Annotated in this window: 17 protein-coding genes and 1 other annotated feature; of the genes, 16 read left to right on the top strand and 1 reads right to left on the bottom strand. The window is 42.4% G+C overall.

What is annotated here, in order from left to right; genetic code table 11:
- The first annotated feature begins 71 nt into the window (after positions 1-71).
- The 9 genes from MKY17_RS19910 to minD all read left to right on the top strand — a co-directional run bounded on the left by MKY17_RS19910 (position 72) and on the right by minD (position 7,912).
- Positions 72-824: an A24 family peptidase gene (locus tag MKY17_RS19910; RefSeq protein WP_144551218.1), complete on the top strand. Its 753-nt coding sequence runs from the start codon at positions 72-74 to the stop codon at positions 822-824.
- 307 nt (positions 825-1,131) lie between these two features.
- Positions 1,132-2,112, top strand: coding sequence for a hypothetical protein (locus tag MKY17_RS19905; RefSeq protein WP_142323941.1), 981 nt, complete (start codon positions 1,132-1,134; stop codon positions 2,110-2,112).
- 193 nt (positions 2,113-2,305) lie between these two features.
- Positions 2,306-2,875 carry a Maf family protein gene (locus MKY17_RS19900; RefSeq protein ID WP_098370071.1) on the top strand — a complete coding sequence of 190 codons (570 nt, stop codon included), beginning with the start codon at positions 2,306-2,308 and terminating at the stop codon, positions 2,873-2,875.
- 64 nt (positions 2,876-2,939) lie between these two features.
- Positions 2,940-3,614, top strand: coding sequence for a DNA repair protein RadC (gene radC / locus MKY17_RS19895; RefSeq protein ID WP_098370111.1), 675 nt, complete (start codon positions 2,940-2,942; stop codon positions 3,612-3,614).
- A gap of 149 nt (positions 3,615-3,763) precedes the next feature.
- The gene (locus MKY17_RS19890) at positions 3,764-4,783 is read left to right on the top strand and encodes a rod shape-determining protein (RefSeq protein ID WP_034308871.1); all 1,020 of its coding nucleotides are present in this window, start codon (positions 3,764-3,766) and stop codon (positions 4,781-4,783) included.
- 135 nt (positions 4,784-4,918) lie between these two features.
- A complete protein-coding gene (gene mreC / locus MKY17_RS19885) occupies positions 4,919-5,791 on the top strand; it encodes a rod shape-determining protein MreC (RefSeq protein ID WP_034308869.1) in 873 nt (290 codons plus the stop codon).
- Positions 5,788-6,306, top strand: coding sequence for a rod shape-determining protein MreD (mreD, locus tag MKY17_RS19880; protein WP_098370073.1), 519 nt, complete (start codon positions 5,788-5,790; stop codon positions 6,304-6,306). The genes mreC and mreD overlap by 4 nt, the downstream gene beginning before the upstream one ends.
- Positions 6,307-6,422: 116 nt before the next feature.
- Positions 6,423-7,106, top strand: coding sequence for a septum site-determining protein MinC (minC, locus tag MKY17_RS19875; protein WP_063232834.1), 684 nt, complete (start codon positions 6,423-6,425; stop codon positions 7,104-7,106).
- A gap of 2 nt (positions 7,107-7,108) precedes the next feature.
- Positions 7,109-7,912 (top strand): septum site-determining protein MinD, encoded by an 804-nt coding sequence (gene minD / locus MKY17_RS19870; RefSeq protein ID WP_034308862.1) that lies wholly within the window; start codon positions 7,109-7,111, stop codon positions 7,910-7,912.
- A 128-nt stretch (positions 7,913-8,040) separates the two neighbouring features.
- Here minD and MKY17_RS19865 read toward each other — a convergent pair whose 3' ends face one another.
- Positions 8,041-8,484 (bottom strand): S1 domain-containing RNA-binding protein, encoded by a 444-nt coding sequence (locus MKY17_RS19865; RefSeq protein ID WP_034308861.1) that lies wholly within the window; start codon positions 8,482-8,484, stop codon positions 8,041-8,043.
- 258 nt (positions 8,485-8,742) lie between these two features.
- On the opposite strand from MKY17_RS19865, the gene MKY17_RS19860 reads away from it, so the two are divergent.
- The 7 genes from MKY17_RS19860 (at position 8,743) to MKY17_RS19830 (ending at position 14,077) form a co-directional block, all read left to right on the top strand.
- Complete coding sequence (locus MKY17_RS19860) at positions 8,743-9,492, top strand: M23 family metallopeptidase (RefSeq protein WP_098370074.1); 750 nt, start codon at positions 8,743-8,745, stop codon at positions 9,490-9,492.
- Complete coding sequence (locus MKY17_RS19855) at positions 9,485-10,351, top strand: M50 family metallopeptidase (RefSeq protein WP_098370075.1); 867 nt, start codon at positions 9,485-9,487, stop codon at positions 10,349-10,351. The genes MKY17_RS19860 and MKY17_RS19855 overlap by 8 nt, the downstream gene beginning before the upstream one ends.
- 42 nt (positions 10,352-10,393) lie before the next feature.
- Positions 10,394-11,869, top strand: a complete 1,476-nt coding sequence (locus MKY17_RS19850; RefSeq protein ID WP_260398066.1) for an Rne/Rng family ribonuclease — start codon at positions 10,394-10,396, stop codon at positions 11,867-11,869.
- A 75-nt stretch (positions 11,870-11,944) separates the two neighbouring features.
- Positions 11,945-12,028 (top strand) — a sequence feature (ribosomal protein L21 leader region).
- A gap of 13 nt (positions 12,029-12,041) precedes the next feature.
- The gene (gene rplU, locus MKY17_RS19845; protein WP_034308849.1) at positions 12,042-12,350 is read left to right on the top strand and encodes a 50S ribosomal protein L21; all 309 of its coding nucleotides are present in this window, start codon (positions 12,042-12,044) and stop codon (positions 12,348-12,350) included.
- 13 nt (positions 12,351-12,363) lie between these two features.
- On the top strand, positions 12,364-12,696 hold the full coding sequence (locus MKY17_RS19840; RefSeq protein ID WP_076364962.1) for a ribosomal-processing cysteine protease Prp: 333 nt from the start codon (positions 12,364-12,366) through the stop codon (positions 12,694-12,696).
- Positions 12,697-12,708: 12 nt separating this feature from the next.
- Positions 12,709-12,999 (top strand): 50S ribosomal protein L27, encoded by a 291-nt coding sequence (gene rpmA / locus MKY17_RS19835; protein WP_034308845.1) that lies wholly within the window; start codon positions 12,709-12,711, stop codon positions 12,997-12,999.
- Positions 13,000-13,537: 538 nt separating this feature from the next.
- On the top strand, positions 13,538-14,077 hold the full coding sequence (locus MKY17_RS19830; protein WP_098370077.1) for a Spo0B domain-containing protein: 540 nt from the start codon (positions 13,538-13,540) through the stop codon (positions 14,075-14,077).
- The last annotated feature ends 42 nt before the right edge of the window (positions 14,078-14,119 follow it).

The following is a 14,119-nucleotide window of genomic DNA, read 5'->3' as shown; positions in this document are numbered from 1 at the left end:
TACATAGCGGAAGGGACTTTTATATTAGGGTTTCAAAGAAAGGCAATCGAATCCTCATGCACTATGTATAAATGATGGTTATCCATATCTATCTCTTCGTTTTGGGCTTAATTTTAGGCTCATTCTTCAACGTTGTCGGTTTAAGTGTTCCAGCTAGTCATTCATTTGCTAATCGTCGCTCCGCCTGCCCTTCTTGCGGGCGTACATTGACATTCTTCGAGTTGATACCGGTTATTTCTTATATGTTGCAAGAAGGGAAATGCCGTGGCTGTAAAACAAGGATTTCACCCCTTTATCCGGCAGTGGAAATGCTGACCGGTGTTTTGTTTACCTCTGCTCCCATATTCCTTGGCTGGTCGAACGAACTCTTGATTGGCTGGACATTGATTTCATTATTTATGATCATCTTCGTGACTGATGTCGCCTATATGCTCATTCCTGATAAAATACTGCTTTTCTTTACGGTGATTTTTATCGTTCTAAGAGTCCCATTTCCGCTGTCGCCCTGGTGGGATTCAATTGTCGGGGCAGCGGTTGGCTTTAGCCTGCTGTTATTGATTGCTGTCGTGAGTAAGGGTGGAATGGGTGGTGGTGATATCAAGCTATTTGCAGTGATTGGCTTTGTACTGGGAATGAAGATGGTGCTATTATCGTTTCTTTTTGCGTGCTTTTATGGGGCGTTCCTTGGCATCATCGGGTTGCTGACCGGAATCCTAAAAAAGAAAACACTTATTCCTTTCGGACCTTATATCGTTTTTGGGACATTGACTGCTTATTTTTGGGGCGATGCCCTTTTACATTGGTATGTAATTTTTTTAAGATGAGCTTAAAGGGCCATCCTCATGCAAGAGGAATTTGTCAAAAATCACCTGAACAATAGCGGAGTTGGGAACTATCCCTAAATGGCTGCAAGTGAAGATGACATGAAAGAGGAATGTATGTAATTGGTGAGAGGCGATATTGAATGGTTCATGAACCAGAAGTACCAGTACCCGGAAACCTTGTTTAGTTACCCATATATGGATAGGGAAATTTGACGAAACCTATTAATGACAAGACGACAAAAGTCTTGTTATTTTTTTTTACCTCTATGTTAGGATGAACAAAATGATCTGGAGGGGAGGAAAAAAATTGGGCAAGCCGGAACAAAGCAAGGGTGTAACGATTAAAATAAATGGGGAAGAAAAAGTATTTCCAGATAAAAAGATTGAAACTCAAGAGGCGGCGAGTAAGGAGCAGGAGCAGGGGCAGGAACACACTGATGAGAGTTTCGAATGGATACTCCCTGAGGATTCAAACGAAAACAAAATCGTATTGGTTCCATCACCGCCGAAGAAGAAAATGCCGAAGTTCATCGGTTTTGGCACCAGTTCGCTGAAAAGCTCGGATAACAGACCGATCAAGACATTCATGATCGCTGTCATTTGTGCCGTCTTTTTTGGGTCGATTCTTGGCTTGATCGCCGTTAAAACGATTACAAAGGAAAAAGCAGAAGTATCTTCGGTCGAGACCCCGATTCCAACGGAAGCCACTGTTGAGGATAAAAAAGCGACAGTGACTGAACCAGGAAACCAGCTGAAGACATTCCTTGTACAGGGAGGAGTATTCAGCAGCGAGGATGCAGCAAGGCAAATACAAAAGAAAATCATTGAAAAGCAGGTTCCTGCTGAAATTTTCAAATTGGAAGACAGCTATTATCTATTCTTGGGAACGGCAGAGAGTCTAGCTGCAAGTAAGGAGCTGGCCTTGTTCTTAAAATCCTATGATGTGGACGTATATTGGAAGGAAATCAATTTTGAAGCGGCCGGGACAAGCCAGGAAGATGAGAAAACCCTCGATAAGATGAAGGCGATATACGCTTCGTTGGCAGAAACATCCGCAACAAAGCTTCGTGGAAAGGGAGGGATGATAAACGAAGAAACCCTGAAAAAAAACATGGATGAACTGAAGACGGTGAAATTATCGCCGGAGTTTTCGAAAATGAACGATGACCTGACTGCTGCCGCAAAGTCGATTGACGAATATGGGACTTCCAAAAATGAAGAAAAGCTATTCCAGGCTCAAGAAAGTCTGCTTGATTTTTTATTGAATTTCCAAAACATATCGAGTTAAGTAAAGAAAAAAAGGGGAGCTGCCTAATGGGACAAGCTCCCCAATATGAAACCTTCTGTGACACCTTTTTTATTTTCCGGGAAATACTTACAGGCATTTGTCGATTCCTAGTAAACAATAATTGTGGATTGCAACATAATTTGGTAGGATAGATATTGTATCTCCCTATGTAAAGAAAGGTGACTTTTATATTATGCATCCATTGATTTTAGCTTCTTCATCACCACGTCGTAAAGAACTTCTACAATTTCTTCAAATCCCCTTTGAAAGCATGAATTCCAATGTCGATGAAAGTATTGATGAAAACATGTGTCCTGATGCAGCGGTGAAAGAACTGGCCTCCCGTAAAGCGGAAGCCATCGCAGCAAAATTTCAGGAAAGCTGGGTGATCGGCTCGGATACCGTTGTTGTCCTTGATGGTGAGATATTGGGTAAGCCGACAAGCCGGGCGGATGGAAAAAGAATGCTGGAAATGTTATCAGGACGGACACATGAAGTATACACAGGTGTCGCCATCCTATTCGGCAAGCATCGCAGAGTATTCGCAGAAAAAACGGAAGTGACATTTTGGGAGCTGCCAGAAGCTGAAATCGAACGTTATCTGGATAGCGGTGAACCCTTTGACAAAGCTGGCGGCTATGGGATTCAAGGATACGGATCTCTTCTTGTCGAACAAATCAAAGGGGACTATTTCTCAGTCGTTGGGCTTCCGGTCTCAAGACTGGCCCGGGAACTTAAAGCGATGCAGGAAGAGTTAGGATAAGATAATTTGATTTCGTCTGGCATCTTCCCTTTTCTAAGGAAGGGTTGATCTTTTGAGCGAAAAAATGTTAATACGGGATTACCCGAAAGAAGAGAGGCCGCGCGAAAGGTTTCTGCAGGACGGGCCGCAAAGTCTCTCCAATCAGGAATTGCTTGCTTTGCTACTCAGGACGGGGTCAAGGGAGGAATCAGTCCTGCAACTATCCGGCAGGCTCATCAATTCCTTCAAGGGCCTGCGCTTGCTAAAAGAAGCCTCTGTGGAAGAACTGACCGTGATCAAAGGGATTGGTGAAGCAAAAGCGATTCAAATCCTGGCCTCTGTCGAACTTGGCAGGAGAATTAACAATTTGAATGATCAAGACCGTTATGTGATTCGATCTCCTGAAGATGGAGCCAATTATTGCATGGAAGAAATGCGGTTTTTATCACAGGAACATTTCGTCTGTCTCTATTTAAATACGAAAAATCAAGTGCTTCAAAAAACTACGGTATTCATCGGCAGCCTCAATGCCTCGATCGTGCATCCGCGCGAGGTTTTTAAAGAGGCTTTCAAAAGGTCCGCTGCCTCTATCATCTGTCTTCATAACCACCCCTCCGGAGACCCCTCTCCCAGCAGAGAAGATATTGAAGTGACGAAAAGGTTAGTCGAATGTGGTAAAATAATCGGGATTGAAATATTGGACCACATCATTATCGGGGAACATAAATATGTTAGTTTGAAGGAAAAAGGTTATTTATGACACTATCAAAATTTTTGACGATACGATATAATATTGTTTATGATTTTTAAAAGAGGAAACTTTTTCAAAGGGTCTTATTGTCAAAAAACGACAAATTATTATTTGAACTTATAAAAAGGCATTTTTGTTTACGAAAGGGAGATACCATAATGTTTGGAATTGGCGCTAGAGATATAGGGATTGATTTAGGAACGGCGAATACGCTTGTTTATGTAAAAGGAAAAGGTATCGCTGTACGTGAACCATCGGTTGTGGCTGTACAAACAGATACAAAGCAAATCGTTGCAGTCGGAAACGATGCGAAAAACATGATCGGCCGTACACCTGGTAACGTGGTAGCCCTTCGCCCGATGAAGGATGGAGTAATTGCTGATTATGAAACGACGGCTACCATGATGAAGTACTATATGAAGGAAGCTCAAAAGAAGGGCGTATTCGGCAACAAGCCATATGTCATGATTTGTGTGCCTTCTGGAATTACGGCAGTTGAGCAGCGTGCAGTCATCGATGCAGCAAGACAAGCAGGAGCCCGTGACGCATATCCTATCGAAGAACCGTTTGCAGCAGCAATCGGTGCAGACCTTCCGGTTTGGGAGCCTACAGGAAGCATGGTCGTTGATATCGGCGGAGGAACGACGGAAGTGGCAATCATTTCCCTTGGCGGAATCGTTACAAGCCAATCGATCCGTATTGCCGGTGACGAAATGGATGATGCCATTATCGTTTACATCCGTAAGAACTACAATTTGATGATCGGTGAGCGGACTGCTGAAGCGATCAAAATGGAAATTGGTTCTGCTGGAGACACGGAAGGCGTAGAAAACATGGAAATTCGCGGACGTGACCTATTGACTGGATTACCGAAAACGATCGAAATCACAGCTGAAGAAATATCCAAAGCATTAAGCGACACAGTTTCTGCAATTGTGGATTCCGTGAAAAACACTTTAGAGAAAACACCACCTGAATTAGCCGCTGACATCATGGACAGAGGCATTGTATTGACAGGCGGGGGTGCTTTGCTGCGCAATCTGGATAAAGTCATCAGTGAAGAAACGCAAATGCCGGTGATCATCGCTGAAAATCCGCTGGATTGTGTTGCAATCGGAACGGGAAAAGCGCTTGACCACATTCATTTATTCAAGACTAAATCAAGAGATTCGCGATAAGCATTACTTCTCAAATAGGGCCGGCTCAACAAAAGGTGCAATTTTGAGCCGGTTTTTCTTATGTTTTGCAGTTTAATTAAATCAAAGTGTAATTTTAAGACAATAGAGTAAATTTTAGATAGAGGTGTAATCACCATGCCACAGTTTTTTAATAAAAAGCTCCTTCTCTTGCTCGTTAGTATTATCGTTCTCGTGGCATTGATCGGTTTTTCATTAAGGGAGAGAGAAGAGTTGACTTGGCCGGAGCAATTCCTGAAAGATACGACAGGCTGGGTTGGAAATGTGTTTAATAAGCCAGTATCGGGTATAACAGGTTTTGTAGGGGGCTTAAAAGACCTTCAACATACATACGATGAAAACAAAAAATTGAAAGCCCGCTTGGATGAATACGTATTATTGAAAACCCAAGTCCAAGATTTAAAGGAAGAAAATGAAGAACTTCGCGATAACCTCAAAAAAGAAGATGACCTGCGGAAGTATTCGCCCACTCAGGCGACGGTCATTGGACGTAATCCTGACCGCTGGCATGAAATGCTGACGATCAATAAAGGGAAGCGTAATGGGGTAGAAAAAAATATGGCAGTCATCACGTCCAATGGGTTAGTCGGTAAGGTGAAATCAGCGACGGATTTCACGGCCTCGGTTCAACTTTTAAGTTCGATCGATAAAGCCAACCGTGTCTCAGCCATCGTTCAAGGTGATGATAAAGCATATGGCTTGATTGAAGGATTCGATGATAAAAAGAACCTTTTGCTGATGAAACGGATTCCATATGATAAAAAGATCAAGAAAAATTCATTGGTCATCACATCCGGTTATGGAGGGATCTTTCCGAAAGGTCTGCTGATCGGGAAAGTTGTCGATGTCAAAGTGGATCAATATGGATTGAACCAGACCGCATATATTGAACCTTCGACGGATTTTTATGATATTAATAATGTTATGGTCGTTCAGCGCGAAGTGGACGGTGTACCGAAAGAAAGTGAAGGGGAGGATGAAGCTGAGTGAGATATTTCATCCTTTCTTTTATAGCCTTGGTTTTTTTTGTTTTTGAAAGCATCTTCGCCCAGATGTTCGCTGGAGATGCATTCGGGTCCGATAAAATCCTCGTTCCCCATTTCATGATGATTTTCGTTTTTTTCCTGACCATGTACGGGTCCAGGAAAATGGGTATGCTTTATGGGGCGATTCTTGGGTTGACTTATGATGTTGTATATACGGAAATCCTTGGGACTTACATGTTCCTGCTGCCTTTTCTTGCCTATCTGATATCGAAAAGCATGAAAATCCTGCAAAATAATATTTTGATTGCCTGCCTTACTGCGCTTTTATTCACGGCAGTCTTAGAGGTCGTCATTTTTCAGATGAATATCATCCTATCTTTTGCAGATATGGGATTTGGTGAATTTGCGGAACGGAGATTGATTCCGACATTATTATTGAATCTAGCGTTCATTATCATCAGCTGCTATCCTTTAAAGAGAATGATTGAAAAGCTTGATTTGCAAAGAGAAACGGAATAACGTTCCTGTGTCTTAAGAAGCAGGTGGGAAATGTATTTTCTCTTTTCCGTGTACGTAGAAAAAGGAAATTTGTTTTCCTATGTCGAATTATATTTCATTGAGGTGAAACAAACGTCATGAATAAAAGAATTCAGCAAAATGTCATGATTAAGGGAACAAAAGACGGGTTTATGCTTCATCTCGATGATTCTTGCTCATTTTCCGAATTATTGAAAGAGTTAGAAGTGAAGCTTTCGGCAAACTATCAGTTTCAAGAAAATGACCCGTCCATTTCCGTAAAAGTACATACAGGGAACCGCTATCTTGATGAACAACAAGAAGAAAAGATTAAAGAGGTCATCCATAAAAAGAAGAAGCTTTTCGTAGATGAGATGATTTCGAATGTCCTGACGAAGGATGAAGCGAAACGATGGAAAGATGAAAACCAAGTGACGACCGTGACCAAGGTCATAAGGTCGGGACAGGTTTTTGAAGTTCCCGGAGACTTACTTTTAATTGGGGATGTCAATCCCGACGGAACGGTTCGTGCGGGTGGCAACATATATATCATGGGACAGCTAAAGGGAATAGCCCATGCCGGTTATAAAGGGAATAATGAGGCCATAATAGCAGCCTCTGTCATGAAGCCTGCCCAACTGCGCATTGCCGGACAAGTGAATTTATCTCCTGACCAATATACGAAATGGGGACATGACTTGGAATGCGCCTTCATGGATGAAGAAGAAAATATCATTATAGAAAAACTGCAAGTCTTAAAGAAATATAGACCTAATTTAAATAGATTAGAAGGGGGTCTCTAATCGTGGGAGAGGCAATAGTTATAACATCCGGTAAGGGTGGTGTCGGGAAAACGACCACCTCCGCCAATTTAGGAACATCTTTAGCTCTTCTAGGCAAGAAGGTTTGCTTGATTGATACGGATATTGGTCTTCGGAATTTGGATGTGATCATGGGATTGGAAAATCGCATCATCTATGATTTGGTCGATGTGGTCGAAGGGCGCTGTAAGATACACCAGGCGCTCATTAAGGATAAACATTTCGAGGATTTGCTTTATTTGCTTCCAGCTCCACAAAATAGTGATAAAACAGTGGTGAATGAAGAGCAGATGAGGAAACTCATAAGCGATATGAAGCCTGACTATGATTATGTCATCATTGATTGCCCTGCAGGCATTGAACAGGGCTTCAGGAATGCCATAGCTGGTGCGGATAAGGCAATCATCGTTACGACTGCAGAGAGACCGGCTGTCAGGGATGCAGACCGTATTATTGGCTTGCTTGAAAAAGAAGAGCATATTGAACCGCCTCAATTGATCATCAACCGGATTCGCGGCCATTTGCTACATGAGGATGAAGAAATGGACATCGATGGAGTTGCCGATTTTCTTAAGATTGATTTGATCGGCGTTATTCCTGATGATGACCAAGTCATTGTGGCAGCGAATAAAAAGGAACCCATTGCCTATAATCCGGACAATAGAGTTTCGCTTGCCTATCGGAACATTGCCAGAAGGATCCTTGGTGAATCTGTGCCCTTGACTCCAATTGGCAGCGAACCAAAGGGCTTCATGTCCAAATTGAAAAAATTCTTTAGCGTGCGGTAAATCTATATTCTTTTGTCAGGAAGCGGGGAGCATTTGATGCCCTCGCTTTTTTTTATGCTTCTTGCAAAATAAAAAAGGCAAGCCATATACTGGCCTGCCTGATCTATATGCTAAAAATGCAGCGCGGGTTATCCGCGTCTTCCGCCTCTGCCGCCGCGTTTTGACTCGGTGCTGCGTTTAAGAGTCGATAAATTTTCTTCACTAGTCTTTAAAAAGCGAACCATTTTATCTTCGAAATTTTCCTTTGGTTGGAAATTACCTTTTGAACGAAAATCTTTAGAACGGCTATCCCCTTGGCGTGGTGGGCGTTTGGTATAAGAAGAGGTTTGCCCTTCGGGTCTATCTATAGCCTTTTTGATGGACAAGGCAGTTTTTCCGTCTTTCTCACTAATCACTTTTACTTCAATTTGGTCGCCTACTTTAAGATGGTCATTTACGTCTTTTACATAGCTATCTGCTACCTCACTGATATGCACAAGACCTGTTGAGCCTCCTGGTAATTCTACGAATGCTCCAAAATTAGTGATACCTGTTACTTTACCTTGTACTTTGCTGCCTATTTCGATTGACATAAAAAAATGTTCCCCCTCGATAATGTTAAAACCACTTTATTATAACAAATTTCGGGGAACAATATCAATCTCAATTATTCGATTTTCTAAATCAATAACCGAATCTCCTTGGAAATTCATAAGTTTCCGGATGATTTTTCATTGGAAAAAAATTTTTCAGGGATGTGCAGAAAGAAAATCTTTTCTCCGTCATAGTCTGGACAAGTTGCTCATACGTTGTAATATAGCGCTTTGACATGAGCAGGGGGGAAATCTGGAATGGATGATCGCAGGAAAGATATCCGAAATCGTATCGCCAAGAGACGCAAGTTCAATGATAAACCGGCAGGTGGCAGTAGTTGGACGGAGATCAACAATGAGGAACCATATGGGATTGATTCATATAACGGGTATTCCGAGAAAGATCATCCGCTCTTCAAGAAAGAATATTTTTTCTTTAAAATCCTTGCCAGTGTATGCCTGTTCTTGATTATCGCTGTGATGTTCAAACACCCTTCTGTAAGGCTGGACCCTGCCAGAAGTTTTGTCACGGAGAATATGAACAAGGAATTTCAATTCGCTTCAATCTCCAACTGGTATGAAAGTGCGTTTGGTAAACCGATCGCTTTTTTACCGAATGAAGCCGATAAGGAAACCGTTGATTCGAATGGAGAATATGCAATGCCAGCCTCTGCGAAGATTACCCAAAACTTCGAGACGAACGGTGAGGGAATCATATTGGAAACGAGCAAAGGCTCAAAGGTCGAGGCCGTCAATGAAGGGGTAGTCATTTTTGCCGGTGAAAAGGAGGGGATTGGAAAGACGGTCGTCATTCAGCATGCCAATAAAAGTGAATCTTGGTATGGGCAGCTGGAAGGAATTGATGTGAAATTGTATGAGTTCGTTAAAAAGGGCAATGAAGTCGGACAGGTTACACTAAGTGAAGATGGATCCAAGGGCAGATTTTATTTGGCGATAAAAGAAAATGATGCTTTCGTCGATCCTAAAAAGGTGATTTCCTTTGAGTGAATATGGGAAATTACTGTTTAAAATCAGGGTGCACCCGACATTGTGGTTTGTCATTGGCATCGCCATCCTCACTGCCCATTTCGTTGAAGTGATGATGCTGTTGCTCATCGTCTTCATTCATGAAATGGGGCATGCTGTCTGTGCCCAGCATTTCAAATGGCGGATAAAGTCAATCCAGCTGCTTCCTTTTGGCGGGGCTGTCGAGACTGAGGAGTACGGAAATAAGAGTTTGAAGGAGGATTTGGCGGTGGTCCTTGCCGGTCCGCTTCAACATGTTTGGCTCATTGGTGCAGCTTTTTTGCTCTATTTCTTTTCTATCATTCCATATGAGCTGTATCAGCCCTTTTTGTATATGAATCTTATGCTGCTGATTTTTAATCTGCTGCCAATTTGGCCCTTGGACGGGGGACGGCTGCTATTCATCGGTGTATCCCTATACTGCACCTTTCTGGAAGCGCAGAAACATACACTTCACTTTTCTGCAGTATTCGCTGTCCTGGCTTTTTTGACCTGGATCATTCTGGATCCGCTCAATTTGAACATCTGGCTCATCATCTTTTTCATAAGTCTCTCACTCGTCATGGAATGGCGGCAGAGGTATTATGCTTTCATCCGCTTTCTTTTGCAGCGCCATTACGGGCATACGAATGATTTAGCGAAACTGAAGCCAATCTCGGTGGATTCACAAGAACCGATTTATAAAGTGCTGGAACTGTTTCAACGCGGTTGTAAACACCCCGTCATCATCATGAAAAACGGGAAAGAGAGCGGCTCGTTGGATGAAACGGAAATCCTTCACGCCTATTTTTCCGAGAAAATGACAAACGGGAAAATCGGCGACCTATTATATTCTTATTAAATATGTTATCCTTTCTTCAAATTGAGGAGAGGATTTTTTTTGATGAAAAAAATGATCGCGAACCTAGCTTCACGCGAAAAAAGAGTGGCTGTACTAGAGAATGGTGTTTTACGTAAACTTGAAATCATGCCGCCTCAAAAGCGCAGTACGGTCGGTAATATTTATCTTGGGAAAGTGACGAAGGTTTTACCGGGAATGGATGCCGTCTTCATTGATTATGGTGCAGAGAAGAATGGTTTTTTACACCGTGACGAGATTCCCTCTTTCCAGCTGACAAAAAAAAGTGATGGGAAAACATCCATCGGTCAATTTGTCCATCAGGGAGAAAAGCTGCTAGTTCAGGTGACTCGGGATGAAACGGGCACCAAAGGAGCTAAATTGACTGGGCTGATCGAGTTTTCAACAGAATCCCTCGTATACATACATGGAATAGATTATGTTGGTGTTTCAAAGAAATTCAAAAACAATGATCTTCAAAAGCAGTGGCGGGAAACGGCCTTGCAGCATAAAAATCCTGATGAGGGATTGATTGTCCGCACCTCTATGGAGAACGAAAGTGAATCGGTATTCCTTGACAGGTTAACTGGATTGCGGGAGCTCTATAAAGGGCTTGAAGTTAAGGCTGCGTCCTTTAAGGCCCCGTCCATACTCTATGAGAGGGACGCATACCTTGACATGATCATTTCTGAAATGTCTTCGGGAACGGCGACAGGGGAACTTGCCATCGATGATTTCGAGGCTTATCTGGAGTTGAAAAAGTGGATACAGGAAAACCGTAAGGAGTGGGATATATCCCATGTATCGGGTCCAAAGAATATTTTTTCCGAATGGAATGTCGAAGCGCAAGTTGAGAAAATGGCCAAGAAAATCGTTTGGCTAGAGAATGGCGGATATTTAATTTTTGAAGAAACGGAAGCTTTCACCGTAATCGATGTCAATTCAGGTAAGTTCACCGGCAAGGTGGCGAAGGAAGCAACATTGTTTGCGGTTAATCAGGCTGCGGCGAAAGAAGTCGCCCGTCAACTGAGATTGAGGAATATCAGCGGGATCATCTTGATAGATTTCATCAATATGGACAATTCTCGGCATGAGCAGGAAATCATCGATATCGTCAAAAAGGAAGCGGTGAGGGATGAGAAGCGAATCCAGGTCATCGGCTTTACGGAATTGGGCATTTTACAAATGACGAGAAAACGAACCTCCCCGTCTTTAAGTGAAATGATGTCGGTACCATGCCCGGTGTGCAGTGGAAGCGGTAAAATCGAGAGCCCGGAAACGGTGGCCTTCCGGTTGGAACGGGAATTGCTGGAACACAGGAAGACGGATGATGAAGCAGTCTGGGTGGAGGTCAGTAAAGCGGTGGCGGACGTGCTGCTTGGTGAAAAAGAATCATATCGGCCGACACTGGAGGAATTGATCGCTAAAAAGATATACCTATCTTTTATCCCAGGTTCGAGGAATGCCTATTCCATCAAGCGCTTCGGAAGCATTCAGGAAATCGGGAGGGCTTTCGAGTGAAGAGCGGGAATTCTAATAAACATATTGACAGCCCTTCCTGTTTCATGTTAGGATTTTAATGTTATGTTTGTAGCACCCGTGCTACAACCGCTCAACAACAGGTTTTAAGCTTTTGCCTTTCTGGTAAAACGCCTGTGATTGGCGAGTCTGAGACATTTAAGGAGGTGCAAGTATGTACGCAATTATCGAAACTGGCGGTAAACAAATTAAAGTAGCAGCTGGCGAAGCGGTTTACATTGAAAAATTAAACGCAGAAGCAGGCGAAACTGTTACATTTGACAAAGTTTTATTCGTAGGTGGCGAAGACGTGAAAGTCGGTGCTCCACTAGTTGAAGGCGCTACTGTAACAGGTACTGTCGAAAAACAAGGTAAGCAAAAGAAAATCACTGTTTTCAAATACAAAGCGAAAAAGAACAATCGTAAAAAACAAGGTCATCGTCAACCATACACAAAAGTTGTTATCGAAGCAATCAACGCGTAAGGGCTGATTCTAGATGATTAAAGTTGTATTTGATGCTCCGCAGGAACGGATTGCTTCGTTCACCTTAAGCGGACATGCTAATTTTGCTAAAAAAGGTTCTGATATCGTTTGTGCAGGTGTATCGGCTGTTTCCTTCGGGGCAGTCAATGCAATCATGTCCTTAACGGACGTAGAGCCTGAGATTGAGCAAGGGAGAGAAGGCGGCTATCTTCGCTGCGTCATTCCGGGGAATCTTTCGCCGGAATCGGAAGGGAAGGTTCAGCTGCTTTTGAACGGCATGCTCATATCGCTGCAAACCATCGAACGTGATTATGGTAAATACATGAAAATTATCCTCAACCAATAGGAGGTGGAACAAATGTTAAGATTAAATCTTCAGTTCTTCGCTTCGAAAAAAGGAGTAGGTTCTACAAAGAACGGACGTGACTCTCAATCTAAGCGTCTTGGCGCTAAACGTGCAGATGGTCAATTCGTATCTGGTGGTTCTATCCTTTACCGTCAACGCGGAACGAAAATCTATCCTGGTGAGAACGTAGGCCGTGGTGGAGACGATACTCTATACGCTAAAGTAGACGGTGTTGTTAAATTCGAACGTTTCGGACGTGACCGTAAAAAAGTAAGCGTATATCCAGTTGCACAAGAAGCATAATTGGCATCTTTGAACAGAGGCTGACTCAAAAGGGTCTGATTCCTTCTACAAGACACTATATACCGCGTCATTTTTAATAATGGTATGTTATATAGTGATGAAGGGGTCCGGCCCTTTATTTATACTATAGGAACGAACCAGCATTTTGCAGGAGACTTTAGTCATTAGTATAAGGAAAACAACCTCTGACTTACAAATGGCTCGCCAATAGGCGGGCTTTCTTAAACTTTCAGGGGGGAAATCCAAGAATACTCATCCATCCGATTTGGTTAAACCAAATAGACACTCCAATTCAACTATAATATCTCCAATTGGTGCATAAATAAGGCCCATTCTCTTTTTTAGTTCAAATGGCTCTACCATCGTCCAAAGAACTCAGGGTGTGCGGCTGTATTTTTTGGACGGGGGCTTTCATGTGAAGGCATGTGAATCAAGCTTCATTTCCTGTTTGTTGTTTTTTTGATATACTGTACAAATGGAAGTATTCAACATGATAGAGCCGAAAAAAGTTTCTTTATCATAATTGAAGGTGTTAATAATGGATAAAAATTGGACGACTATTGAAACTCTGCGTCAAACCAGGCATGACTGGCTGAATAAAATTCAAATCATCAAAGGGAATCTGGAGTTGAACAGAATCGATCGTGTCAAGGGCATCATTGATGAAATCATTGTTGAAACCCAGAATGAAGCACGCCTTTCCAGTTTGAATTTACCTAAATTCACCGAGATGCTGTTGACGTCGAATTGGAATAATGGATCCTTTTATTGCGAATATGAAATCATTGATGTTTTTGAAGGCTCAACTGAGATGGACGGGCTGATGTATCGCTGGACAAACGATTTCTTTAAAATTCTGGATAAGAATCTGGATCCGTTTTTTGAAAATATACTGGCTGTTTCCATGTGTAAAAAAGAAGTGAGCGATATGCACTGTTCATTTCATATGCAAGGCAGGTTCATTGATCAATCCCCAGTGATCGAGTTTTTGGAAAGTTCATTGACGGCCGAGCAATCAATTGAAATTCTTGAATGTAATGAGGATGAAATATTTTTTAAGATGGATATTAACTTTTAGAGAAGTATACAGCAAGAAATGACTTGCAGAAAACAAGGAAGT

The sequence above is a fragment of the Peribacillus sp. FSL P2-0133 genome (assembly GCF_037975445.1).
In the GTDB taxonomy this organism is placed as follows: Bacteria; Bacillota; Bacilli; order Bacillales; family DSM-1321; genus Peribacillus; species Peribacillus simplex_E.
This window is presented reverse-complemented; position numbering and strand designations above follow the sequence as displayed.